General features: G+C 73.0%; 24 protein-coding genes. 9 read left to right on the top strand and 15 right to left on the bottom strand.

Annotated features, from left to right (window positions below):
- Positions 1–636: M20/M25/M40 family metallo-hydrolase (locus ACWCSD_RS07955; protein WP_449913621.1), on the bottom strand; the 636-nt coding region annotated here is incomplete at its 3' end.
- A gap of 231 nt (positions 637–867) precedes the next feature.
- Here ACWCSD_RS07955 and ACWCSD_RS07950 point away from each other — a divergent pair.
- Positions 868–2250 carry an aspartate aminotransferase family protein gene (locus tag ACWCSD_RS07950; protein ID WP_364325551.1) on the top strand — a complete coding sequence of 461 codons (1383 nt, stop codon included), beginning with the start codon at positions 868–870 and terminating at the stop codon, positions 2248–2250.
- A 52-nt stretch (positions 2251–2302) separates the two neighbouring features.
- A complete protein-coding gene (ald, locus tag ACWCSD_RS07945) occupies positions 2303–3412 on the top strand; it encodes an alanine dehydrogenase (protein ID WP_397164893.1) in 1110 nt (369 codons plus the stop codon).
- Positions 3413–3446: 34 nt separating this feature from the next.
- Here ald and ACWCSD_RS07940 read toward each other — a convergent pair whose 3' ends face one another.
- From ACWCSD_RS07940 to ACWCSD_RS07915, 6 genes are all read right to left on the bottom strand, one after another.
- On the bottom strand, positions 3447–4835 hold the full coding sequence (locus ACWCSD_RS07940) for a tetratricopeptide repeat protein (protein ID WP_397164891.1): 1389 nt from the start codon (positions 4833–4835) through the stop codon (positions 3447–3449).
- 56 nt (positions 4836–4891) lie between these two features.
- On the bottom strand, positions 4892–5770 hold the full coding sequence (locus ACWCSD_RS07935; RefSeq protein ID WP_449913620.1) for an urease accessory protein UreH domain-containing protein: 879 nt from the start codon (positions 5768–5770) through the stop codon (positions 4892–4894).
- 96 nt (positions 5771–5866) lie between these two features.
- Positions 5867–6103: an SHOCT domain-containing protein gene (locus tag ACWCSD_RS07930; RefSeq protein WP_387668614.1), complete on the bottom strand. Its 237-nt coding sequence runs from the start codon at positions 6101–6103 to the stop codon at positions 5867–5869.
- Positions 6104–6243: 140 nt separating this feature from the next.
- Positions 6244–7017 carry a class I SAM-dependent methyltransferase gene (locus ACWCSD_RS07925; protein ID WP_449913618.1) on the bottom strand — a complete coding sequence of 258 codons (774 nt, stop codon included), beginning with the start codon at positions 7015–7017 and terminating at the stop codon, positions 6244–6246.
- Between the two features lie 59 nt (positions 7018–7076).
- Positions 7077–7538, bottom strand: coding sequence for a Clp protease N-terminal domain-containing protein (locus tag ACWCSD_RS07920; RefSeq protein ID WP_449913616.1), 462 nt, complete (start codon positions 7536–7538; stop codon positions 7077–7079).
- Between the two features lie 8 nt (positions 7539–7546).
- The gene (locus ACWCSD_RS07915; RefSeq protein WP_352326953.1) at positions 7547–7744 is read right to left on the bottom strand and encodes a helix-turn-helix domain-containing protein; all 198 of its coding nucleotides are present in this window, start codon (positions 7742–7744) and stop codon (positions 7547–7549) included.
- A 57-nt stretch (positions 7745–7801) separates the two neighbouring features.
- On the opposite strand from ACWCSD_RS07915, the gene ACWCSD_RS07910 reads away from it, so the two are divergent.
- Positions 7802–9280 carry an FAD-dependent monooxygenase gene (locus ACWCSD_RS07910; protein ID WP_449913614.1) on the top strand — a complete coding sequence of 493 codons (1479 nt, stop codon included), beginning with the start codon at positions 7802–7804 and terminating at the stop codon, positions 9278–9280.
- On the opposite strand, the gene ACWCSD_RS07905 is transcribed toward ACWCSD_RS07910, so the two are convergent.
- Together ACWCSD_RS07905 and ACWCSD_RS07900 are read right to left on the bottom strand one after the other, a co-directional pair.
- Entirely contained in the window at positions 9261–9908 is a 648-nt protein-coding gene (locus ACWCSD_RS07905; RefSeq protein ID WP_352349443.1) for a response regulator transcription factor, read from the bottom strand. The genes ACWCSD_RS07910 and ACWCSD_RS07905 overlap by 20 nt on opposite strands.
- Entirely contained in the window at positions 9905–11017 is a 1113-nt protein-coding gene (locus ACWCSD_RS07900; protein WP_449913612.1) for a sensor histidine kinase, read from the bottom strand. The genes ACWCSD_RS07905 and ACWCSD_RS07900 overlap by 4 nt, the downstream gene beginning before the upstream one ends.
- A gap of 95 nt (positions 11018–11112) precedes the next feature.
- Between ACWCSD_RS07900 and ACWCSD_RS07895 the strand changes: the two genes are divergently transcribed.
- Both ACWCSD_RS07895 and ACWCSD_RS07890 read left to right on the top strand, forming a co-directional pair.
- On the top strand, positions 11113–12837 hold the full coding sequence (locus ACWCSD_RS07895; RefSeq protein ID WP_449913611.1) for a gamma-glutamyltransferase family protein: 1725 nt from the start codon (positions 11113–11115) through the stop codon (positions 12835–12837).
- Between the two features lie 212 nt (positions 12838–13049).
- Complete coding sequence (locus tag ACWCSD_RS07890; RefSeq protein WP_449913610.1) at positions 13050–13727, top strand: glycoside hydrolase family 25 protein; 678 nt, start codon at positions 13050–13052, stop codon at positions 13725–13727.
- 10 nt (positions 13728–13737) lie between these two features.
- Here the strand turns inward: ACWCSD_RS07890 and ACWCSD_RS07885 are convergent, their stop codons facing one another.
- Both ACWCSD_RS07885 and ACWCSD_RS07880 read right to left on the bottom strand, forming a co-directional pair.
- Complete coding sequence (locus ACWCSD_RS07885; RefSeq protein ID WP_449913609.1) at positions 13738–15192, bottom strand: flavin-containing monooxygenase; 1455 nt, start codon at positions 15190–15192, stop codon at positions 13738–13740.
- Positions 15193–15401: 209 nt separating this feature from the next.
- A complete protein-coding gene (locus ACWCSD_RS07880; RefSeq protein WP_357990759.1) occupies positions 15402–15575 on the bottom strand; it encodes a hypothetical protein in 174 nt (57 codons plus the stop codon).
- A 106-nt stretch (positions 15576–15681) separates the two neighbouring features.
- Between ACWCSD_RS07880 and ACWCSD_RS07875 the strand changes: the two genes are divergently transcribed.
- Together ACWCSD_RS07875 and ACWCSD_RS07870 are read left to right on the top strand one after the other, a co-directional pair.
- Positions 15682–16464: an SURF1 family protein gene (locus ACWCSD_RS07875; protein ID WP_449913608.1), complete on the top strand. Its 783-nt coding sequence runs from the start codon at positions 15682–15684 to the stop codon at positions 16462–16464.
- Positions 16465–16466: 2 nt separating this feature from the next.
- Complete coding sequence (locus tag ACWCSD_RS07870) at positions 16467–16778, top strand: DUF3817 domain-containing protein (protein WP_352349459.1); 312 nt, start codon at positions 16467–16469, stop codon at positions 16776–16778.
- Between the two features lie 25 nt (positions 16779–16803).
- Here the strand turns inward: ACWCSD_RS07870 and ACWCSD_RS07865 are convergent, their stop codons facing one another.
- The 4 genes from ACWCSD_RS07865 to ACWCSD_RS07850 form a co-directional block, all read right to left on the bottom strand.
- Positions 16804–16995, bottom strand: a complete 192-nt coding sequence (locus tag ACWCSD_RS07865; protein WP_352322643.1) for a hypothetical protein — start codon at positions 16993–16995, stop codon at positions 16804–16806.
- 105 nt (positions 16996–17100) lie between these two features.
- On the bottom strand, positions 17101–18519 hold the full coding sequence (locus tag ACWCSD_RS07860) for a glycosyltransferase family 39 protein (protein ID WP_449913606.1): 1419 nt from the start codon (positions 18517–18519) through the stop codon (positions 17101–17103).
- Positions 18516–19583, bottom strand: coding sequence for a protein kinase domain-containing protein (locus ACWCSD_RS07855; protein WP_387668590.1), 1068 nt, complete (start codon positions 19581–19583; stop codon positions 18516–18518). The genes ACWCSD_RS07860 and ACWCSD_RS07855 overlap by 4 nt, the downstream gene beginning before the upstream one ends.
- A gap of 39 nt (positions 19584–19622) precedes the next feature.
- Positions 19623–20477 carry an arylamine N-acetyltransferase gene (locus ACWCSD_RS07850; RefSeq protein WP_397164871.1) on the bottom strand — a complete coding sequence of 285 codons (855 nt, stop codon included), beginning with the start codon at positions 20475–20477 and terminating at the stop codon, positions 19623–19625.
- A gap of 72 nt (positions 20478–20549) precedes the next feature.
- On the opposite strand from ACWCSD_RS07850, the gene ACWCSD_RS07845 reads away from it, so the two are divergent.
- Positions 20550–21233: a response regulator transcription factor gene (locus ACWCSD_RS07845; protein WP_387668586.1), complete on the top strand. Its 684-nt coding sequence runs from the start codon at positions 20550–20552 to the stop codon at positions 21231–21233.
- Complete coding sequence (locus ACWCSD_RS07840; protein WP_449913604.1) at positions 21230–24559, top strand: DUF4153 domain-containing protein; 3330 nt, start codon at positions 21230–21232, stop codon at positions 24557–24559. Before ACWCSD_RS07845 ends, ACWCSD_RS07840 begins: the two co-directional genes overlap by 4 nt.

Raw genomic sequence — 24559 nt, 5'->3', positions numbered from 1 at the left:
CACGGCCTCGCGCAGCGTGCGCACCTCGATGGTGAAGGCCGCCATGCCGCGCAGCGACGTCGTGACCGCCGGGTCGCCGACGCGCGGGTTGCCGGTGTCGGCGACCACGATGGCGTCGGCCCGCAGCAGCTCGGGGTTGCGCTCGACGAAGGCCTCCAGGCGCTCGCCCGCGTACTCCTCCTGGCCCTCGATGATGACCTTGATGCCCACCGGGAACCGGCCCTGGAAGGCGCGCAGCGCGGCGATGTGGGAGATGATGCCCGACTTGTCGTCGGCGCAGCCGCGGCCGTACAGCTTGCCGTCGATCAGGGTGGGCTCGAACGGCGGCGTGCGCCAGGCGGCCAGGTCGCCGGCGGGCTGCACGTCGTAGTGCGCGTACAGCAGGACGGTGGGCGCGCCGGGAGGGGCCGGGGCCTCGCCGTAGATCGCGGGGAAGCTGCCTTCGACGGCGACCTGCTGGACGTGCGGCAGGCCCGCCGAGCGCACGAGCTCCTCCGTCGCCGCCGCGGCGGCGTAGACCGGCTCCTCCGGGTGCCCGGGGAAGGCCACGGAGGGAATGGAGGCGAGCCGCTTGAGCTCCTCGATGGCTCGGGGCATCGCGGCGGCGACGGCGCTCTCGATCTGGTCAGGAGTCACGGGACGGTCCCCCGGGGGTCGTTCTCGGCAGTTTGGTCTCATTGGATCACAGAAGGTTCCACAGTATGGAAACGGGCATGACCCGCGCGTTAATCTACCTGCGGATTTCGTTGCTGTTACACAACGGTTCTGCGGATCTCGATTTTCTTGCATAGTGCTGCGACCGATTCGCTTGGCAAACCGCAGGTGAAGATGCACACTGTGGGGAGTTCGACACAAGGGAAGATAACCATGACGCAGCCGGAAAACGACGTCCTGAAGGCCGCGCAGGACAACCTGTGGTTGCACTTCACGAGGCACAGCGCCTACCAGGAGAACGAGATCCCGACCATCGTGCGCGGTGAGGGGTCCTATATCTACGACATCCACGGCAAGCGTTACCTCGACGGCCTGGCCGGGCTGTTCGTCGTCCAGGTCGGGCACGGGCGTGGCGAGCTGGCCGAGGCCGCCGCCAAGCAGGCCCAGGAGCTGGCCTTCTTCCCCTTGTGGTCCTACTCGCACCCCAAGGCGGCCGAGCTGGCCGCCCGCCTGGCCGAGCAGGCGCCGGGCGAGCTGAACCGGGTCTTCTTCACCACCGGCGGCGGCGAGGCCGTCGAGACCGCGTGGAAGCTGGCCAAGCAGTACTACAAGCTCGTCGGCAAGCCGCTCAAGCACAAGGTCATCAGCCGCCAGATCGCCTACCACGGCACCCCGCAGGGCGCCCTGTCGATCACCGGCATCCCGGCGTTCAAGCAGATGTTCGAGCCCCTCGTGCCCGGCTCGGTGCGCGTCCCGAACACGAACCACTACCGCGCCGACGAGATCAGTGGCATCCCCGGCATGTCGCCGGAGGAGTACGGCATCTGGGCGGCCGACCGCGTGGCCCGCGCCATCGAGATGGAGGGCCCCGACACGGTGGCCGCCGTCTTCGCCGAGCCCGTCCAGAACGCCGGCGGCTGCTTCCCGCCGCCCCCCGGCTACTTCCAGCGCCTGCGCGAGATCTGCGACGAGTACGACGTGCTGCTCGTCTCCGACGAGGTCATCTGCGCCTTCGGCCGCCTCGGCACCATGTTCGGCGGCCAGAAGTTCGACTACGTGCCCGACATCATCACCTGCGCCAAGGGCCTGACCAGCGGCTACTCGCCCATCGGCGCCATGATCGCGCACGAGCGGCTGTTCGAGCCGTTCAAGCAGGGCGACAACATGTTCGCCCACGGCTACACCTTCGGCGGCCACCCCGTGTCGGCCGCCGTGGCCCTCGCCAACCTCGACATCTTCGAGCGCGAGGACCTGCTCGGCCACGTCACCAAGAACGAGCCCCTCTTCCAGGCGACCCTCGACGACCTGCGCGACCTGCCGATCGTCGGCGACGTGCGGGGCTCGGGCTACTTCTGGGGCATCGAGCTGGTCAAGGACAAGGCCACCAAGGAGACGTTCAACGCCGAGGAGTCCGAGCGGTTGCTGCGCGGATTCCTGTCCAAGGCGCTGTTCGACGCCGGACTCTACTGCCGGGCGGACGACCGCGGCGACCCCGTGATCCAGCTCGCGCCCCCGCTGATCGCGGGGCAGAGGGAGTTCGACGAGATCGGATCCATCCTGCGGGGTGTGCTCTCGGAAGCGTGGGCGCGCCTCTAACACCCTCCCCACCCGGTACGACGAAGTGCCGGTCTCCGAAAGGATCCCTACGATGAAGATCGGCGTCCCTGCCGAGGTCAAGAACCACGAATACCGTGTGGCGGTCACCCCCGCCGGTGTTCACGAGCTGGTGCGGAACGGTCACGACGTCACCGTCCAGCGGGGTGCCGGCCTCGGCTCACACATCACCGACGAGGAGTACCTCGCCGCGGGCGCGAAGATCCTCGACAACGCCGACGCCGTTTGGGCCGGGGCGGACATGGTCCTGAAGGTCAAGGAGCCCATCGCCGAGGAGTACCACCGCCTGCGCGAGGGCCTGGTCCTGTTCACCTACCTGCACCTGGCCGCCTCCCGCCCGTGCACCGACGCCCTGCTCGCCGCCAGGACGACCGGCATCGCGTACGAGACCGTGCAGGTGGGCCACACGCTGCCGTTGCTCGCCCCGATGTCGGAGGTCGCGGGCCGGCTCGCGCCGCAGGTGGGCGCCTACAACCTCATGCGCTTCAACGGCGGCCGCGGCGTGCTGCCCGGCGGGGTGCCCGGCGTGGCCCCCGCCAAAGTCGTCGTCATCGGCGGCGGCGTCTCGGGCCTCAACGCGGCGCAGATCGCTGTCGGCATGGGCGCGGACGTGACCGTGCTCGACACCAACATCGACCGGCTCCGCCACATCGACGCCATCTACCAGGGCCGGCTCAAGACCCTCGTGTCCACCTCGTACGCGATCGAGCGCGAGGTGCTGCAGGCCGACCTGGTCATCGGCGCGGTGCTGATCCCCGGCGCCAAGGCCCCGACGCTGGTCTCCAACGACCTGGTCGCGCGGATGAAGCCGGGCTCGGTGCTCGTGGACATCGCCATCGACCAGGGCGGCTGCTTCGAGGACTCGCGGCCGACCACGCACGCCGAGCCGACGTACACGGTGCACAAGTCGATCTTCTACTGCGTGGCCAACATGCCGGGCTCGGTGGCCAACACCTCCACCTACGCCCTGACCAACGCGACGCTCCCGTACGCGGTCAAGCTGGCCAACCTGGGCTGGCGCGACGCGCTGAAGGCCGACCAGGGCCTCGCGGGCGGTCTGAACACCCATGACGGCCTGCTCACCAACGAGCCGGTCGCCCAGGCGCTGGGGCTGCCGTACACGCCGGTCGCCGACGTTCTCTGATGCTCTTCCGGGGGCGCGGCCGGCGGTCGCGCCCCTAACTCACTCCCAGGCGGCGCCGCAGGTCACGGGCGGTGGCGAGGACGTGCTGGATCTCGCCCGTGCCCGGCCACGGCGCGCTGCCGGGGCGCAGCAGCGTGCCGCGCACCGACGCCAGGTGCTCGACCGCGCTGCGGTGCACCCCGCTCCGCTCCACCAGCCAGCCGATCACGTCGGAGTGGTCGTGCAGCGGCCTGGTCACCAGGTCCCAGGTGCCCAGCACCTCCGTCAGGTCGGGCACCGACAGCGGCACGCCGCCCCTGCGGCCGGTGGCCGCGGACGCCAGCTCCGCGCGGGCGGCCAGCTCGGGCTCGGCGGTGCGCGCCCACGCCTGCGGCGGCGGGTCGGCCAGCCACTCCTCGGCCTCGCCCAGCTCGCCGGCGACCGTCAGCAGCCCGCCCAGCTCGACCGCCGCGCCGTGGTGGCCCGCCTGAGCCGCCTGGCGGAACCAGTGGCGGCCGCCGGCCAGGTCGCCGAACTCGGCGATCAGCAGTAGGCCGTAGTTGAAGGCGGACTCGGCGTCGCCGCCCGCCGCCGCCCTGCCGAACCAGTGGCTGGCCGCCGGGGTGTCGCCGAGCTCCACGCAGACGAACCCGGCCATGCGCTGGTCCTCCAGCCGCCCGGCGGCGGCCGCCCGCTCGTACCAGGCGCGGGCCGTACGCAGGTCGCCGCGGGACAGGGCGATGGCGCCGAGCCGGGAGGCGGCGCCCGGGTGCTCGTTCTTGGCGGCCAGCCGGTAGTAGGCCTCGGCGCCCTCCGGGTCGCGGCTGGCGTGCAGGTAGAGGCCCATGCAGTGGGCGGAGTCGGCGTGGCCGCCCCTGGCGGCGTACTCCCACCAGCGCACGGTCTCCTCGTCCTCGCCGGCGGAGTAGGCCAGGAAGCCGAGGTCGTGGGCCGAGGCCATGTCGCCGTCGTCGGCCGCCCTGCGGTGCCACTCGCGGGCCACGCCGGTCTCGCCGGTGTCCTCGCACAGCAGCGCCAGCCGGCGGGCCGCGGCGCGCGACCCGGCCAGGGCCGAGCGTTCGAACCAGGCCCGCGCGGCGCCGGCGTCGCCGCGCTGTTCGAGCAGGAGCGTGGCCAGGTTGGCGGCGGCCTCCGCGTCGCCGGTGGCCGCGGCGGTCTCGTACCAGATGACCGCCTCCTCCAGGCTGCCGTGCTTCTCGTGCCAGACGCCCAGGTTGTACGCGCTGTCGACGTTGCCGCCCGCGGCCGCCAGCTCCCACCAGAGCCGGGCCGCCGCGCGGTCGCCGCGCTGGGCGTAGAGCTTGCCGAGCCGGTGGGCCGCCTGGGCGTCGCCCTGCTGCGCGGCCACCAGCAACTCCGGCTCGTCACCCACCCGTGGCGCCGGAACGGCCGGCGTCGCCACCTCTCCCTGCCACCAGGCCATGGCGACAGAGTGGCACGTGATCATACGATCGCGAACCGTAATCGCCGACAACGGCCCTAGGAGAACCTGATGAACCCCGAATACATCCCCATCCCGCACACGTAACGCAGCGAGCCGGGGCGGTGGGGCGGCAGCCGTACGGTGGCGGGCAGGGCCACGTCGCGCCCGTCGATGGTGACGGTGCCCGTGCAGCCCTGATCGACCAGTTTGAAGATGACCTCGACCGGTACGTTCGCCGGGACGGACACGGCGGCGGGCCGGTAGCCCTCGCGGGTGGCGTAGACCGTGACGGTCCGGGCGGCGGGGCCGGCGGCGGCCGGTGCGGCCTCACCCGTCCAGCCGCCCAGGTTGAGCCCGGCCACGACGGTCCAGAGCCCGGCGGCGACGGCGACGACCCCGGCGAACCTGGCCAGCCGGGTGCGGGAGATCCGCCGCAGCACGTAGCCGAGCAGCGCGAACGCCGGCGCCGTGCCGACCACGAACCCCGCCATGGCCGCCGCGCCCGACAGCGGCGAGCCGCTGGAGACAGCGAGCATCTCCATGCCGATCGTCACCCCGCAGGGCACCAGGACGGTGGCCGCCCCCAGCAGCGGCGCCTGGTACCCGGACGGCCGGACGGGCTCGGCGCACGCGTGCCGCCCGCCGCGCATGAGCCGGATCGCGAACACGATCACGGCGCAGCCGGCCGCGACCAGGAGCACGGCCCGCGCCCGCGGCGGCAGGCCGACCGCCGAGCCGAGCAGCCCGAGCAGCGCTCCCACCAGCGTGTACGCCGCCAGCCGGCCGGCCAGGAACCAGGCCACCAGCGCCGGGTCGCGGCCGGGGCGGTGGCCGACCAGGCCCACGAGCAGCCCGCCCTGGGCGGCCGTGCACGAGGCGGTGCCCGCCACCAGCCCGGCTGCCACGCCCCCGGCGAACAGGGTGACCGCCTCCACGCTCAGCCCTCCCCGGTCGCGCGCGATGCTTTCGGGGGAAACGTAACGCGGCAGGCCGGATGCGGCCAGTGACAGTTCTTGTACCCTTAGTGATGTTTAGGTGGTTGCGCCCTTGAGCACGGACATCTTCTCGAAGAACTCGTCGTCGCCCAGCTCGCCGCGGGCGTACCGCTCGGCCAGGATCTGCTCGGCCGACGCGGTTGGCCGGTCGGGGACGGCCGCCGGGCGACGCCCCCACCAGCCCTTGCGGCGGGCGGTGACGGCGAGCGCGATGAGCGCGACCCAGAACAGGCCCCAGAAGACCGGGAAGACCGGCCAGAGATGCGGATGCATGACTTCCTCCTTCGTCCTGCCTCCAGGGTCCGCCTTCGCGCGGCGCGGCGAATCGCCCCCCGGGAGCCGCCGCCGCTGCGCCCCGGGGAGTGCTCAGGCGGGCCCGGCGTACGCCTGAGGCGGTAGCGCGCCGGCGCGTTTCATCGTCCGAAGGACGGGTGCGCCCAGGGCCGCCGGGCCTCGATGAGGAACCTGGACGAATGGGCGACGAAAGGGCCCTCGGCCTCGATGAGCTCGTGCAGCTCGCGCAGCCTGTCGCCGTAGCGGGCGACCGAGAAGCCGGGCACGATCCAGATCACCTTGCGCAGGAAGTAGATCACCGCGCCGATGTCGCGGAACTCCATGCGCAGCCGCTCGGCCCGCAGGTCGACCACCTCCAGCCCGGCCGCCTCCGCCTCCGCCACGGCCTGGCGCGGGTCGCGGGCCGAGCCGTCCTGCGGGCCCATGAAGAACTCGGTCAGCTCGAACACGCTGCGCGGGCCGACCTGCTGCGAGAGGTACGCGCCCCCGGGACGCAGCACCCGGGCGATCTCCGCCCACCAGGTCGCCACCGGATGGCGGCTGACCACGAGGTCGAAGACGCCGTCGCGGAACGGCAGGCGCGGCTCGTCGTCGTCGGCCACCACGTACGCGCCGCGCGGGCGCAGCCGGGCGGCGGCCAGCGCCAGGTTGGGCGGCCACGACTCGGTCGCCACCGTCACCTTCGGCAGCGTGGGCAGCCCGGCCAGGATCTCGCCCCCGCCGGTCTGGACGTCGAGCGCCGCCCGCGCCTCCGCCATCCGCCCGGCCAGCAGGCGGGAGTAGCCCCACGAGGGCCGCTCCTCGGTGGCCCGGCCCTCCAGCCAGGAGAAGTCCCAGCCGGCCACGGACACCGTGTCGGCCTCCTCGACCAGGTCATCGTATGTACGCCGCATCCTTCGACCATGTCAGCGCCCCGGCCGCGGCTTCAACCGGATTTCTCCCGTGTCGCCGATCAGGCGACCCGGGCGCGGACGGCCGCGCGGTCGATCCCGAGCTGGTCGATCAGCCGGGCCACCGGGTCGTGGCGGTCGAGCTCCAGGAGGGCGAGCAGGAGGTGGCGGGGCGCCTGCGGCCTGGTCTTCCGCCGGGTGGCCCCGATGGCGGCGTTGATCACCGCGCGGGCGCTCGACGTGAGCGCGGTGCCGGGGACCGGCGGATGCCGGCGGGGCGTCGCGCGCGGGGCCTGGCCGAGGTCGAGGCCGATCGAGCGCAGCGCCTCGCGGTCGAGCTCGTCGAGCGCGGCGCGCGCCCCGGCCAGGTCGACGCCGAGCGCCCGCGCCGGCTCGGCGGCGGGATCGTGCAGCAGGCCGAGCAGCAGGTGCTCGGTGCCGAGCCGCCGGTCGCCGCGCTGCCTGGCCTCGTCGAGCGCCGCGCTGACGACGGCCGCGAAGGGGCTCTTCTCCTTGCCGAACATGGCGATCCTCACTTTCCGTATCTGGCGTGCACGGACTGCCGCGACATGCCGAGCGCGTCGCCGATCTGTTCCCAGGTCCAGCCCTGCTCCCTGGCCGCCGCCACCGACGCCGCCTCGACCTGCTCGGCCAGCCGGTGCAGCGCGCCCACCGCCCGCAGGCCGAGGGCGGGGTCGTTCGACCTGATGCGTTGAGACAGCTCTTCCATGTCCACGCTGTCAGGCTAGATTGACAGGCGAGATTTTGTCAATCTAGCCTGACAGGCATGGACGACGTGATGATCGTGGGAGCGGGCCCGGTCGGGCTCATGCTCGCGGGCGAGCTGGCGCTGGCCGGCTTACGCCCGATCGTGCTGGACAAACGCCCGGAACCCAGCGAGCTGCCCAAGGCCAACGGGCTCGCCGGGCAGATCGTGGAGCTGCTCGGCCACCGCGGCCTGCTCGGCGTCCTCGCCGAGGGCAGCGGCTTCGCCGGCCCCGCCCCGGGGTTCCCGTTCGGGCAGGTGCCGCTGCGCTTCGCCGGGCACGACGACATGCCGCTGCGGCTGCTGCTGATCCAGCAGCCCCGGCTGGAACGGCTGCTGACCGAGCGGGCCGTCCGGCTCGGGGCCGAGATCAGGCGCGGCCACGAGGTCCTCGGGCTGGCCCAGGACGAGGAGGGCGTCACGCTGGAGCTGTCCACCGGCCGGGCCCGCGCCCGGTACGTGGTCGGCTGCGACGGCGGGCACAGCACCGTCCGCGCCCTGGCGGGCATCGGCTTCCCGGGCACCACCGACGACGAGGTGCTGCGGCTCGGCCACTTCGCCCGCGACGAGCAGGGCCCGTTCCAGGCGCCGCGCGTCGAGGGCCTGGAACCCGGCTGGAACCGCACCCCGGCCGGCCGGCTGCTGCTCACCTCGCTGCGGCCCGGCGTGCTCATCGCGGGCGTGCGCGAGCGCGGCACGCTGCCCGGCGGCCCGGTGACCCCGGACGACTTCCGCGCGGCCGTACGCCGGGTGATCGGGCGGGACCTGCCGCTGGGCGAGCCGATCTGGCTGTCCGGCACGGTCGCCCAGGCCCGGCTCGCCGAGCGTTACCGGGCCGGGCGGGTGTTCCTGGCCGGGGACGCCGCCCACCTGTTCCCGGCGGGCGGGTCGGCCCTCAACGTCGGCCTGACGGAGGCGGCCAACCTGGCCTGGAAGCTGGCCGCCGTGCTGCTCGGACGGGTGCCCGCCGGGCTGCTCGACACCTACGAGGAGGAGCGCCGTCCGGTGGCCGCGCGGGCGCTGGCCCAGACCCGCGCCCAGGCGGCGCTGGAACGGGCCCCCGGCGAGGACGGCGACGCCCTGCGCGCGCTGCTCGCCGAGCTGTTCGCCGACGAGCAGCCGCTGCGCCGGCTCGCCGCGCTCCTGCACGGCTCCGACACCCGCTACCCGCCCGCGCCCGGGCTGGAGCACCCGCATCCGCTCGCCGGCCGGTTCCTCCCCGACCTGCCGCTGAGCACGGCGGCGGGGGAGCAGCGGACCGCCGGGCTGCTGCGGGCCGGACGCCCGCTGCTGCTCGACCTCCGCGAAGACCCGGACCCGGTGCTGCCCGAGGGCGGCTGGATCGACGTGGTGCGGGTGCGGTGCGCCGAGCCGCCCGCCGACGTGCTGCTCGTCCGCCCCGACGGGTACGTGGCCTGGGCCGGGACCGGCGGCCTGGCCGAGGCCGCGCGGGCGTGGTTCGGCGCGGGGCCGTCCGCCGTCAGAGCCAGCCCGGCTTGACCAGACCGGACTCGTAGGCGATGACCACGAGCTGGGCGCGGTCGCGGGCGTGCAGCTTCATCATGGCCCGGCTGACGTGCGTCTTGGCCGTGGCCGGCGACATGAACAGCTTGGCGGCGATCTCGTCGTTGGTCATGCCCGTGCCGACCAGGGAGAGCACCTCGCGCTCGCGTTCGGTGAGCTGGTCGAGGCCCTGGGTGGCGACCGGCTCCTTGGCGCGCGAGGCGTACTCGGCGATCAGCCGCCGGGTCACGCTCGGTGACAGCAGCGCCTCGCCCGCCGCCACCACCCGCACGGCCTGGATGAGCTCGGCCGGCTCGGTGTCCTTGACCAGGAAGCCGGACGCGCCGCCGCGCAGCGCCTCGAAGACGTACTCGTCCAGCTCGAAGGTGGTCAGGATGATGATGTGCGGCCCGGGCGGCATCAGGCGGGTGGCGGTCAGGCCGTCGGTGCCGGGCATGCGGATGTCCATCAGCACGACGTCCGGGGCATGCTCGCCTGCCAGGCGCACCGCCTCCGCGCCGTCGGCCGCCTCGGCCACCACCGTCATGTCGGGCTGGGCGTCCAGCAGGGCCTTGAAGCCCGCCCGGACCAGCGCCTGGTCGTCGGCGAGCAACACCTTGATCACGTTGGGTTCTCCTCGGGTAGGGGCAGACGGGCCTCGACCTGGAAGCCGCCGCCCGACGGGCCGGCGACGAGCGTGCCCCCCAGGGCGGAGGCGCGCTCGCGCATGCCGGGGATGCCGTTGCCGCTGCCTTCCTCCGACAGCACGGCGGGCTTGGTCGCCCCCGTGTCGGCGACCACGATGGCCAGCTCCTCGGCGCCGTACTCCAGGCGCACCGACACCCGCGAGCCGGGCGCGTGGCGGGCGGCGTTGGTGAGCGACTCCTGCACGATCCGGTACGCGGCCCGCTCGACCTGCGGCGGCAGCGGCCGCGACCCCACCCGCCGGAGCGAGACCTCCATCCCCGAACGCTGGACGAGGTCGTCGAGCCGGTCGAGCCCGGCCGTCGGGGAGCGCGGGGCGCCGTCGCGCAGCACATTGAGCACCGAGCGCATCTCGCCCAGCACCTCCTTGGACGCCGTCTTGATCGTGGCCAGGGCCGAGCGGGCCTGCTCGGGGTTGGCGTCGATGAGGTGCAGCGCGGTGCTGGCCTGCACGTGGATGAGCGAGATGTTGTGCGCGAGCACGTCGTGCAGCTCCTGGGCCATGGTCAGGCGCTCCTCGCTGGCCTGCCGCCTGGCCTCCTCCTCCGCGACGCGCTCGCGCTCTGCCTGGCGTTCCCTGACGATCCTGACCAGCTCGGCCACGACCATGAACAGCAGGATGAACGCCAGGATCGCCACGCTGTGGAACAGGTCGCGGTTGCCCACCCACCAGGCGTAACTGAGGAGCGAGGCCACCGTCATGGTGGCCATCGTCCAGGCCATCAGCCGTCTGCCGCCCGTGACCAGGAGGAACAGCAGGACGCCCGGGCTGAGGAAGGCGGGGCCGTAGGCGTAGCCGCCGATGAGGAACAGGTCCATCGCGGCGAGCGCGACGGAGACCGTCAGCAGCGGGAACCGCCTGCGGAAGAGGATGGTCAGCGGCCCGACCAGCAGCAACGCGTACGCGTAGGGGTCGAGCGGCTCCCTCAGGAGGCGCTGCTGGCCCCACGTCGCGCCTTGGGCGATCACCAATTGGGCGACCGCCACGATGAGGGCGAGATAAGGGTCGAAACCGGACTTCCAGCGCACGCCTCCACGCTAGGCCACCGGCGGCGCGCGCGACATCATCCCCTTGTCCGAGGGGGCCCTACCACGACGGGCGTAGCTGGGTCATCGTGGACACCATGCGCCGTGTGATCTTCTCCGCAGCAGCAGTCCTCATCTCACTCCTGCCCGCCGCGCCCGCGTCCGCGGGCCCCCAGCAGAAGGCCCCGGTCGCCGAGGGGTACGGAGGCGCCGTCGCCACCGTCGACCTCGACGCCAGCAAGGCCGCGATCTCCGTGCTGAGACGCGGGGGCAACGCCGTCGACGCGGCCGTGGCCGCCGGAGCCGTGCTCGGGGTCACCGAGCCGTACTCGGCCGGCCTGACCGGCGGCGGCTTCATGGTGTTGTACGACGCCAGGCAGCGCAAGGTCGTCACCATCGACGGCCGCGAGACCGCCCCGCGCGCGATGACCGCCACCAGCTTCGAGGGCATCCCGTTCGACGAGGGCGTCACCAGCGGTCTGTCGGCGGGCGTGCCCGGCACGCTGGCGCACTGGGACCTGGCCCTGCGCCGGTTCGGCACCCTCTCGCTCGGCCAGGCGCTCCAGCCCGCCATCGAGGTGGCCTCCCGCGGCTTCGTCGTGGACCAGACGTTCCACGACCAGACCGCCGCGAACGCCGGCCGCTTCAAGGACATCGCCTCGACGGCCCGGCTCTACCTGCCGAACGGCGCCCCGCCGCCGGTCGGCTCGGTGTTCAAGAACCCGGAGCTGGCGAACACGTACCGGGAACTGGCCCGGCGCGGCCCCGGCTGGCTGTACGGCGGCCGGCTCGGCGCGGAGATCGTGGCCACCGTGAAGAAGCCGCCGGTCACCCCCGGCAGCACCCGCAACGTCAGGCCCGGCCTGATGGAGCTGTCGGACCTGCGGGACTACCGCGCCCTCCTGCGCGAGCCCACCAAGATCTCCTACAACGGCATGGACGTCTACGGCATGGCCCCGCCGTCCTCGGGCGGCTCGACCGTCGGCGAGGCGCTCAACATCCTCGAAGCCCTGCCCAAGGTGGGCCTGCACGAGTACCTGGAGGCGTCCAGGCTGGCCTTCGCCGACCGCAACGCCTACGTCGGCGACATCCCCGGCGTGCCGCTGCGCGAGCTGCTGTCCGACGGGTTCGCCAAGGAGCGCGCCTGCCTGATCGGCGACCGGGCACTGACCAGCCCGGTCGCCCCCGGCAGCCCCGACGGCACGTACGGCGCCTGCGCCACCCCGACCGGCACCGCGACCCCGATCGCGGACGAGGGGCCGGAGACCACGCACCTGGTCGTCGCCGACCGCTGGGGCAACGTGGTCGCCTACAACCTCACCATCGAGTCGACCGGCGGCAACGGCATCGTGGTGCCGGGCCGCGGCGTGCTGCTCAACAACGAGCTGACCGACTTCACCTTCGGCCCCGCCCCCGGCGACCCCAACCTGCCCGGCCCCGGCAAGCGGCCGCGCTCGTCGATGGCGCCCACGCTGGTGTTCGACCACGGCAGGCCGGTGCTGGCCGCGGGCTCGCCGGGCGGCTCGACGATCATCACGACCGTGCTGCAGATCCTGGTCAACCGGTACGAATTCGGCATGAGCCTGCCCGACGCCCTCGCCGCGCCGCGGGCCACGCAGCGCAACACCGCCCAGACGCAGGCCGAGCAGGCGTTCCTCGACAAGTACCGGGCCGAGCTGGAGGCCAAGGGGCACGGCTTCGTGCTGAACCCCGAGATCGGCGCGGCCACGGCGCTGGAACTGCGCGGCCACGGCCTGGTCCAGGCCGTCGCCGAGCCCGTACGGCGGGGCGGCGGCAGCGCCCTGGTCGTCGACCCGCGCTGAGCGCGCACGGCGGCGGCCCCCTCGCGGGCCGCCGCCACTCGCCGGCTTGACCCCGGCATGAGGGAATGTTTGCCCAGGTCACGGGGTTGTAACGGGCATCGCGACGCGCCATGCCGCCGGGCGGGAACCGCCTGCCGCAGCGCATCAGCCGCCGTCGCGGCATCCCGACAGACACCCGTGGGCGGCTGCCGCCTGCCCTCAGGAGGAACCCCGTGAAGCCGAACGTCAAGAAGCTGTACGCGAGCGCCCTGCTGGCCGCCACCGCCGCCGTGTCGGGCCTCGGCCTGACGTCCGCCCCCGCCCACGCCGACGGCCTCACCTACGGCCAGGACGTCTCCCACTACCAGCCGGACCACGACTGGGCCGCCAGCGGCGCCGCGTTCGGCATCGTCAAGGCCACCGAGGGCGCCACCCGCGTGGACGCCTCCTTCGCCCGCCACTGGGCCGACCTGGGCGCGAAGGGCAAGGTGCGGGGCGCCTACCACTACGGGCACCCGTCGAACGACCCGATCGCCGAGGCCGACCACTTCCTGTCCGTGGTCGACCGGCAGCCGGCCGCCAAGGGCGACCTGCTCGCGCTCGACCTGGAGACCACCGACGGCCGGTCCGTGACCGAGGTCAACGCCTGGGCCAAGAAGTGGCTGGCGCACGTCCAGGCCAGGACCGGCGTCACGCCGCTGTTCTACAGCGGCTGGAACTTCGCCGACGAGTACGGCCACGGCCTCCAGCGGTACCCGCTGTGGGTGGCCCGCTACGGCAAGGGCCCCGGCCAGGTGGCCGCCCCCGCCGACTGGAAGACCTGGACCATCCACCAGTACGCCGACGCGCCGGTGGACCAGAACGTCTCCGCGCTCACCCCCGTCCAGCTCAAGGCGCTGGGCCGCAGGTGACCCGCCGTCCTCAGTAGATGAGCTCGTACGCCTCCGGCCGCACCTTCCGCGTACGGGCCCAGTACTCGAAGGTGAATCCCGGCCAGATCGTCCGGTTCACTCCGTGCTCGTCCAGATACCAGGAGCGGCAGCCGCCCGCGTTCCACACGAGCGGGTCCAGGCGCGCGTGCAGCCGGCGGTTGAAGGCGTCCTGGGCGTCCTTCCTGACGTCCAGCGCCCTGGCCTGGGTCCTGGAGAGCAGGCGCAGGCACTCGATGACGTAGCGGACCTGGGACTCGATCATGAAGACGACCGAGTTGTGCCCGAGGCCGGTGTTGGGGCCGAGCAGGAAGAACAGGTTCGGGAAGCCGGCGGTGGTGATGCCGTGGTAGGTCTCGATGCCGTGCTGCCAGGCGTCCTGGATCTTCAGGCCGTTCCGGCCGGTGATGCGCTGGTCCTGGAGGGCCTCCACGACCTTGAAGCCGGTGCCGTAGACGATCACGTCGGCCGGGTGCTCCGCGCCGGTCGTGGTGACGATCGAGCGGGGCCGGATCTCGGCGATGCCGTCGGTGACCAGGGTGACGTCCGGCCTGGTCAGGGCCGGGTAGTAGTCGCTGGAGACGAGCACGCGCTTGCAGCCGATCGTGTAGCCGGGCGTCAGCCTGCGGCGCAGGCCGGGATCGGGCACCTGCGCCGCCAGGTGCTTGAGCGCCAGCACCTCGTGCGCCTTCATCAGGCGCGGGTGCACCGCGAAGCCGAGCGCCCGGCTCTCCAGCGCCCAGTAGATGGCTCCGCGCAGGGCCCGCGCCATGCCGGGCAGGGCCAGGACGCGCCGGGCGGCGGGGGAGAAGGCGAAGTCGGGCTTGGGGTGGATCCACGGCGGCGTGCGCTGGAAGACGGTCAGCTCGCGCACCCGGGGGGCGAGCTGGGGGACGAACTGGACGGCGGAGGCGCCGGTGCCGACGACGGCGACGCGCTTGCCGGTCAGGTCGACCGAGTGGTCCCATTCGGCGGAGTGGAAGGAGGGGCCGGCGAAGGATTCCCTCCCCGCAATTTCCGGAAATTTCGGGATGTGGAGGGCGCCGATGCCGGAAACGATCGCGTTCGTCCGCATGGTTGCGCCGTCGTCCGTGGTGACCGTCCAGGTCCGGTGGCCGTCGTCGTACTCCAGGGACGTGACGTGCTTGTTGTAGCGGATGTGGGGGGGCACTCCGTACTTGTCCGCGCACGTGCGCAGGTAGTCCCGGATCTCGGCCTGCGGGGCGAACATCCGCGTCCAGCCGGGGTTCAGCTCGTACGAGTAGGAGTACATGTGCGACGGCACGTCGCACGCGCACCCGGGGTAGGTGTTGTCCCGCCAGGTGCCACCGAGGTCGGCGGCCTTCTCCAGGATCACGAAGTCGTGGTAGCCGGCCTCCTTGAGCTTGATCGCCATGCCGATCCCGGCGAAGCCGGTGCCGATGATCACCAGTCCTGGCTCAGCCACCGAACCTCCTCTCCCAGGAGAAACGCGCCCGGCGCGGCTTGATGTCCCACGTATTGGACATATCGTCCAATGTAGTCAGTCGTCAGCCGCTGGTCCAGTCCGGACATGAAGCCCGTCACGCCGACCGACCGGTATGCGCAGTGTGTGCGGAGACGGCAAAGACCCGCCACGGCGTCGGGGCGGGTGGGGTGTCCGTATGCGGTTGGGTGCTAGCGGAGCAGCAGGAAGGCGGCGACGCCGATGATCACGATCACCACGGCGACCGCGAGGATCGGCAGCAGCGGCGACTTCTTGGGGGCCGCCGCGGCCTCCTGCTCCTGGCGCTGCGCGAAGGCGCGGAACTGCTGGGTGTTGCCCGCGGGATCGATATGCTGGTCAGACATGGCCAGCAGCCTAGCGCGATGGCATGGTCCATTTGCACCCCTTTGCCACTACCTATAGGCACGGGCTGATGAGGGGACCACTCCCCCCGGCGGATAGCTTTGAGGCATGCTCCGGACCCTGCTCTCACCCCGCGTCGTGGGGCTGCATCTGCTGACGATCGGGGTCCTCGTCGCCTTCATCCTGCTCGGCCGCTGGCAGCTCGGCGTGTTCCAGGACTCCGGCAAGCCGCACGCGGCCGTCGATCCGGCCCCCGTGGGCGTCGCCACGCTGGCCCAGGTGGGCGGGCAGATGGACGGCGAGGCCGTCGGCCGCAGGGTCGTCGCCGAGGGCGCGTACGAGGCCGCCCGGCAGCTCCTGGTCGCCGACCGGCGGCCCGACGTCGACGCCCCCGGCGGCAACGTCTCACGCGGCCACGGCTACTGGGTGCTCACCCCGATCAGGCTCGACGACGGCACGCTGATGCCGGTCGTGCGCGGCTGGGCGGCCGAGGCGGACGATCCGGGCGTCGCCGCCGTGCCGCAGGGCCGGGTCACGGTGCACGGGCGGCTGCGGGGCCAGCAGGGCACCGACAGCGTCCAGCGGCGGGCGGAGGGGCTGCCTCCGGGCCAGGTGCAGACCGTGTCCACCGGTGAGCTGATCAACCTGTGGACCGGCCAGAAGCTGCGGACCGGTTTCCTGGTGGCCCAGCCGTCGTCCGGCTCGCTCACGCAGGTGAAGATCCGGCCGCCGGAGGTCGGTGGCACGCTGACCTGGCGTAACCTGGCTTATGCCGCAAACTGGTGGATCTTCGCTGGATTCGCCGTCTTCATGTGGTTCCACTTCGTACGCGACGCCGTACGGGCGGATCGGGACCGCGACAAGTCCCCCGAGATGGTTCTGGAAGGTTAACGGTGGAATCGGCTCTCAAGCCCTTCCGGGTGCTCGCCTACGTGGTCGGCGTCATGCTGCTCATCCTGTGCGTCGCGATGGTGCTGCGCTACGGCTTCGGCGCCGCCGAGCTGTCGAAGATCGTCGCGCCCATCCACGGCGGCCTGTACATGATCTACCTCATCACCGTCATGAACCTGGGCATGAAGGCACGCTGGAGCTGGCCGTACATGCTCGGGGTCATGCTCGGCGGCACGGTCCCGTTCCTGTCGTTCTACGTGGAGCGCAGGGTGCACGGCCGGGTGCGGTCGGAGCTGAGCGCGGCGAGGGCCTGACGACCCCCGCCGCGGCCCGCGGGCCTCAGCCGCCGATCCCGCGCCTGCGGGCCCGCTTGAGCCGCTCGCGCTGCGACGGGTCGAGCATGAGGTAGCCGACCACCGGCGCCGCGACCGCGCCGAGCACCACCAGCAGGGTGATCCAGCCCGGCAAGAAGATCAGCGAGAGCAGAACCGCGGCGCCTGCGCCGATGACGTACTTCTGAACTGGCGACATCCCTGGCTTCCTCCGAACGCGGAGCCCGCGCCCCGCCTCTCCCACATTCTGCGTCGCCCGTCCAACGAGTGGACCCGTGCCTGAGGTTCCATGACGCGATGTATCTCAATTGTTGCGGGACCAGAGGGTGAGGTGGATCGAGCCGTATGTGCGGGTCTGTCCTGGGACAAGCGTTCTTTTGAGGGTGCGGTAGCGCTCGTCGTCGGCGTACTTCGTCCCGATCCTGGGGGAGATGAGCCAGACCCGGTCCACGCCCTTGAGGGCCGCGTCCAGTTCGGCGGCCGTGCGCGGGCCGGGCGCGCCGGGCGCGCGGGTGAGGTCCGTCAGGCGGTCGTACGGGGCGCCGTACACGGCCACGAACAGCCGGAAGCGCTGCGGCACGAACAACACCCGGTCGCCCGGACGTTCCTCCGCGGCCAGCGTGGCGGCCAGCGCGCGCAGGTCGTCGGGACGCGCGGCGGGCTGCCTCATCGCCGCCTGCGCGGGCGACACGAGCACGGCGAACATCACCAGGACGGCGACCGGCACGGCCCGCCACCGCACCCCGGCCAGGCCGATCCCGGCGAGCACCGCGAGCAGCGGCACCGCGAAGAGCACGTAACGCGGATGGTAGACGGGCTGGACCTGGGAGATCGCGAACGACAGCGCCACCGGCAGCACCGCCCACACCGCCACGGCCGGGGCGCGTACGGCTCCCCACAGCGCGGCGGCGAACAGCACGACCGCGCCCGCCCCCGCGACCTCGCCGGGGAAGGCGGCCAGCTCGGCCCAGCCGGGGGTCCTGAGCCAGAAGACCTGGGCGTCCCGCTGACCGGCGGCCAGGACGAGCAGCGGCACGAGCGCCGCTCCCGCCGCGCCGACCGACACCGACGACCGCACGACGGCGGGCATCGGGTTCGCGGTGAGCCGGCGGCGGAGGGCGGGCAGCCAGGCGGTGAGCAGGTGGGCGGGGACGAGCAGCAGGGCGTACAGGTGCAGCCAGCCGAGCAGCGCCACGCTCGCGCCGTAGGCCGCGCAGACCCCCGCGCCGGGACGGTCGAGCAGCTTGACCAGGAGCCACGTGGCCAGCACGGCGACCGCGCTCACCAGGGCGTACGAGCGGGCCTCCTGGGCGTACCGGGCGGCGATGGGGGTGAGGGCGTACAGCAGGCCGGCGTACAGGCCGGCGGGGGTGCCGGCCAGGCGGCGGCCCAGGGCCGCGACCCCGAGCGCGGCGGCCGTGAAGGCGAGCACCGAGGGCAGCCGGACGGCGATCTCCGGCGGCCAGGGAAGCGCGGCGAAGGGCCGCAGGAGCAGGTAGTAGAGGGCGTGGACGGCGTCGAGGTCGGCCAGGAAGCGGCGCAGCTCGCCGAACGGCATGCGCGCGACCAGCGCGCTGACCGACTCGTCCCGCCACAACGACGGCCCCGAGAGCCCCCAGAACCCGGCCGCCGCGGCGACGGCCGCGGGCACGACCGGCCACCACCGGCCGGCGTCCCGCGTGGCGGCGTCGACGGGACGCGGCAGGACGGGCACGCGGGTCATCGGCGCGGGCCCATGACCGCCCGCAGCTCGTGCCGGAGAAGTTCGGGGGCGGGACGGTCGGCCGGATTGCCGGACAGGAGGCGCACCAGGACGGGAGCCAGCGCCCCGGCCCGCGCCAGCGACGCCCCCGGCGCGGGCGGCACCCCCTCCACGGCCATGAACAGGGTCGCCCCCAGGGACCACAGGTCAGCGGCCGGGCTCGCCACCCCCTCCGGAGCCGTGTACGCCGGGACGGTGCCCGACCGCAGCGGCGCGACCAGCGTGGCCCGCCCCTGGTCGGAGATGAGCACGCCGCTTGGCTGCACCGCCCCGTGCCGCCCGCCCATGGCCTGGAGCTGGTCGAGCAGGGCGAGCCCGATCTCGGCCACCTCGGCGGGCGGGAGCGGTCCAAGGGCGCGGACGACCTGGTCGAGCGGCTGGTCGAGAGCCAGTCTCTCCAGCGTCTCGCGGACCACCTCCACCGGCGGCGACCCGGCGGGATGCAGCATGGCGCGGATCAGCGACCGCAGCGGGTCGGCGCCCTCGGCGGGCACCTGGCCGGGCGGGCGGCCCTCGACGGCGAAGTGCAGCGTGGCCGCCAGCGACCACAGGTCGGCCGAGGGCCGCATGCTGAGGCTCGGCACCCCGAACCCGGTGAGCACCGCCCTCCCGGTGCCGGTCAGCAGCACGTTCCCGGGGCTGACCTGCCCATGGACGATCCCGGCCGCGTGCGCCACGGACAGCGCCGACAACACGCAGACGCCCATCCTGGCCACCTGGACGACGGGCAGCGGCTGCCGCGCGCGTACGGCCTGCTCCAGCGACACCCCCGAGACGAACTCCATGACCAGCCAGGGCACCCGGTCCTCGACCAGCACGCCGAGCACCCGGGCGATCGAGGCGTGCCGCAGCCCCGCGGCCCTGCGCGCCTCGTGCAGCGCGGACTCGCGCAACTCGGGCGGGATGCGCAGCTCCCTGACCGCGACGTCGCGGTGTTCCGTCTCGTCGAAGGCCAGCCGTACGGACCCCGCGCCCAGGGGGTTGAGCAGCCGGTAGCGCCCGGCCAGCTTCCTGGTCTCAGCCATGTCGAGTGCACGATAGCGCTCGCCCGGCCCGCCCGGCCATCACGCGGTCCGGCCGGTCAGCCACGCCTCGTGGGCGTCGTGCAGCCTGCTCCAGAGCCGCTCCTCGTCCTGGTCGGTCAGGTCGTCGAAGGTCAGCGAGAACACGTCGGCCAGCGCCGCGAAGTAGTCGCGCGCCGTGTCCAGGGTGATCGAGTGGCTGCCGGCGCCGACGCGGGTCAGGACGAGTCCGCGCAGCGTGTCCACGCCCGAGGCGTCGCGCCTCTGCACGACGGCGGTGCGCACGAACCCCGACGACGGTGACGTCGACAAATGGCTGTGCATATCAGCGAAAGCGGACATCTCTGTCGGGGTCCGCTCGAAATCCATCCCCACGAACGAACCACTCGGGTCATGGTCGAACCGCCACCCGCCGGGCGCGACCTGCGACGGCCGCAGGACGTACGTGAACGGCCCCTGCCGGTACGCGCCCGCGACCAGCGGCAGCGGCTCGTGCACGCCGTCGCCGAGGCCGAGGTCGGCCAGCCACTCGCCGCCCGGGTTGTCCTGGCTCGGCAGGCCCCGCACGGTCAGCACGAGGTGGTTGCCGGTGACGCCGGGCTCGCTGCCGGGGTTCTGCACGCCGCCGACGTGCCTGGTGACGTCGTAGCCGAGGTCCCTGATCAGCTCGGAGAAGGCGCCGTTCAGGTGGTAGCAGTAGCCGCCGCGGCCCCTGATGATGCGCTCGGCGGACTCGACGGGATCGAGGGAGGTGGGGCGGCCGAGCCAGATCTCCAGCGCCTCGTAGGCGACCTTCTCGACGTGCGCCACGTGGAGCGCGCGCAGGCCCTCGGCGCTCGCGGGGGCGTCTATCAGGTGGGACAGGCCCAGACGGCTGAGGTAGCCAGCGGTGTTCACGCGGCAAGTCTGCACCAGATGTGCACAAATTATGGAGTGTCGTCTGCACAGCGCACTTCTAGGCTTTCGTACGTGGCAGAGCAGCGGCGTGTCCTCGTGGTCGAGGACGATGTGACGATCGCACTGGCCGTGCGGAACAGGCTGGCCGCCGAGGGTTTCGACGTCCGGGTGGCGGGCGACGGGCAGGACGCCCTCGTCCAGTACGGGAAGGCGGAGCCCGACCTGGTGATTCTCGACCGGCTGTTGCCCGGTCTGGACGGGCTGGAGGTGTGCCGCAGGATGCAGGCGGCGCGCCCGGTGCCCGTCCTCATGCTGACCGCGCTCGGCGAGGAGACCGACGTGCTGGTCGGGCTGGGGGTGGGGGCCGACGACTACCTGGCCAAGCCGTTCAGCATGCGCGAGCTGGTGGCCAGGATCCACGCGCTGCTGCGCCGGGTTGAGCGGGCCGCCCAGCTCGCCGTCGAGGACACGGTGATCAGGGTGGGCGAGGTGGAGATCGACACGGCCGCGCGCCGGGTGTTCGTGGGCGGGATCGAGGCCCAGCTCACCAGGACCGAGTTCGACCTGCTGCGGCGGCTGGCCGAGCGCCCCGGGCAGGTCTTCGAGCGCGACCGGCTGCTGTCGGACGTGTGGGGCTTCTCCGAGGCCGCCGCGACCAGGACCGTGGACAGCCACGTCCGCGCGCTGCGCCGCAAGCTCGGCTCCGACGTGGTGCGCACCGTCCACGGCGTGGGCTACGCCCTGGTCCGGCAATGAGGCCGCTCGACTTCCTCGGCCGCATCAAGGTCAAGCTGGGCATCGTCATCGTGCTGGCGGTGGGCACCGCGTTCGTGGTGAACGAGGTCGGGCTGAACGCCGGGTTCACCCGGGACGTCCGGATCGTGGTCGCGGTCATCCTCGCTCTGATCATGGTCCAGGTGCTGGCCATGGGCATGACCAAGCCGCTGCGCCAGATGGCCAGGGCCGCCCAGACGATCGCCAAGGGCAGCTACGGCCTGCGGGTCAGCGCCACCTCGCGGGACGAGGTGGGCGAGCTGGCCAGGGCGTTCAACGCGATGGCCGCCGACCTCGGCGAGGTGGATCGGCAGCGGCGCGAGCTCGTCGCGAACGTCAGCCACGAGCTGCGCACCCCCATCACCGGCCTGCGCGCGGTGCTGGAGAACGTCGTGGACGGCGTCTCCGCGCCCGACCCGGTCACCATGAGGACCGCGCTCGCCCAGACCGAACGGCTCGGCCGCCTGGTGGCCCAGCTCCTCGACCTGTCCAGGCTGGACTCCGGCGTCCGGCTGATCGAGCCCGAGGCCGTCGCGCTGGCGCCGCTGGTCGAGCAGGCCGTGCGGGAGGCGTCGCTGGCTCGTGAGGACGTCACGATCGAGGCGTCGGCTCCCGCCGGGCTGGGGGTGCGGGCCGATCCCGACCTGCTGGCGCAGGTGCTGGCGAACCTGCTGGACAACGCCGTACGGCACAGCCCTCCCGGGGGCGTGGTGACGGTGGCGTGCGGCGCGGAGCGGGACGGGGCTCGGCTGGTGGTGGCCGACCAGGGGCCGGGCATCCCGGCGGCGGCCCGGGGGCGGGTGTTCGAACGGTTCTCCCGGCTGGACGCGGGGCGCGCGGCCGACTCCGGGGGCGCGGGGCTGGGGCTGGCGATCGTCAAGGAGGTCGTGGAGCTGCACGGGGGGTCGATCCGCATCGACGAGTGCGCGGGGTGCCGCATGGTCGTCGATCTACCAGGAAGGACGACGATGACGGACACACCGTTCGACACGGGGGCGAACCGGAGCCACAACGACCACCTGAGAGACCCGCTCCCCCCAGCCACCGCCGCCCACGCAGGCGGCGCCGTCCCCACCGCCCCCACCCCGGCGCCCCAGATGGCGGCTGAAGGCACGACGGCGGAGGAGGGCGCGACGGCAGGGGAGGGCGCGGCTGCCTCGGGAACGCCGGTCCGGCCGGCCACGGCCGAGGACGCGCCGCCCGCGCCGGCAATGACGGACCCCGGCCCGCTCCCGGCGTCCGGCACCCCCAGAGGGCTGGACGCACCCGCAGGGTCCGGCGCCCCCAGAGGGCCTGGGGCCACCACAGAGGCTGGGACGCCCATAGAGGGCGGCATCCCCACAGTGGCTGGCCCCACCACAGGGGCTGGCATCTCCGCAGCGTCCACCGCCACAACAGGGATCGGTATGCCCGCGGGGATCGGTGCTGCCGCAGGGGGAGGCATGCCCGCAGGAGGCGGGGCCCATGAGGCAGGCGGTGCGGCGCAGCCCGTGTCGGCGGGGGTGGCTCCGGTGGGGGTTGGAAGCGGGGGGCTGGCCAGGATGGTCGGTGGCGGGGTCCTCGGGGTGATCGTCGGGTTTCTGGGCGGTCTGTTCGCGGCCGTGCTGGTTTCGATGACCGTCGGCGACGGTCTCGCGCTCGTCACCCTCGTCATGGTGACCGCCCTGGGCGGCGCGCTCGGCATGGCGCTGGGCGCGGGCTCAGCGCGCAGAACGGCGGCCTACCAGGCCGCTTACCAGACCGCGACGCACCAGGGTGCCGTCTATCAAGGCGCCGCGCACCAGGAGGCCGCCTATCAGGGGGCCGGGCGGGCAGGGGGCGGGGGTGGGCAGGTGTATGTGCCGCCGCCGCTCTTCCCCAGGCCCGAGCTGCCCGCGCCGCCGCGCTGGCTGCTGCCGGCCGCCGCGGGCGCCGGCGTGTTCGCCGCCGTGGCGCTGCCCGACGCGCAGGTCGGGCTGGGGATCGTGCTCGTCGCCATGGTGCTCGGCGCGGCGGCGCTGCCGGCCGTGCTGCGCAGGACGACCCCGTGGACGCTGGCGTTCGGGATGACGGCGTACTGGCTGATCTCCATGACGGCCGTGCGCGACGCGGACTGGCTGGTCGCGATCCTGCTCATGGCGGGGGCCGGGCTGGGCGCGCTGGCGGTGTCCGGGGCGGGGGCGGGCTGGCTGGGCGTGATCAGGGGCGGCATGTCCGTGGTGCTCGCGCTCGGCCCGGTGCCGTGGTTCCTCGCCGGGCCGTTGCGGAAGCTGACCGCCAGGCGGCGGATCCTGCCGGTGCTCGCGGGGCTCGGCATCACGGTCGTGCTGGTGCTGGTGTTCGGGCTGCTGTTCGCCTCGGCCGACGCGGTGTTCGCCGCGTACGTCGAGCGCCTGACCAGCACCCCTGCCTGGGCCGACTCGGTGCCTTCGCGGATCTTCGTCTTCGGGTTCGTCGCCGTGCTGCTGGCCGCCACGGTGCTGGTCGCGCTGCGGCCGGTGATCGACCCGGTCGGTCCTGAGCACAAGTTCGGCGTGAGCAGGAGCGTGTGGCTGGTTCCGCTGGTCGCGGTGAACCTGCTGTTCACGGCGTTCGTGGCGGTCCAGATCAGGGTGCTGTTCGGCGGCGACGGCTGGGTGCTGCGGACGGCGGGCCTGACCTACGCCGAGTACGCCAGGCAGGGGTTCTTCCAGCTCGTGGTGGTCAGCGTGTTCGTGCTGGGCATCGTCGCGGTGGCCGGGGGGCTGCTGCGGACCGAGCGCGGCGAGCGCTGGCTGCTGGCCGTCATGCTCGGCGTGTTGTGCGGGCTGACCATGGTGGTGCTGGTCTCGGCCCTGCACCGGATGAGCCTCTACACCGACGCCTACGGCCTGTCGCGGCTGCGGATCTCGGTGCAGGCGACGGTGTGGTGGCTGGGCGCGCTTTTCGCGCTGGTGCTGCTGGCCGGGGCGGTACGCCTGGCGGGCCGCGGCTCCGGCTGGCTGCCGCGCACGATCGTCCTGGTCACCGGGCTCGGCCTGGGGGCGTTCGCGATGGTGAACCCCGATCTGCAGGTCGCGCAGACCCAGGTCGAGGTGCGCGGCGTGACCAACATGGACTCCGACTACCTGGGCGACCTCGGCGCGGAGGCCGTGCCCGCGCTCGACCGGCTGCCCGAGCCGCAGCGCAGTTGCGTGCTGGCCGACGTGGTCCGCGCCAACGGGCTCGACCGCCCCGACCCGTGGAACGGCTGGAACCTCGCCCGCGCGCGGGCCAGGGACCTGCTGGCCGAGCGGCCCGTCGTCCGCTCGGTCACGTGCCCATCGGCGTCCTCGCGCGGCTCTGATTGA

This window comes from Nonomuraea sp. NPDC001684, from assembly GCF_053596515.1.
The sequence above is the reverse complement of the archived record's forward strand: the minus strand, read 5'-3'. Positions and strand labels throughout refer to the sequence as shown.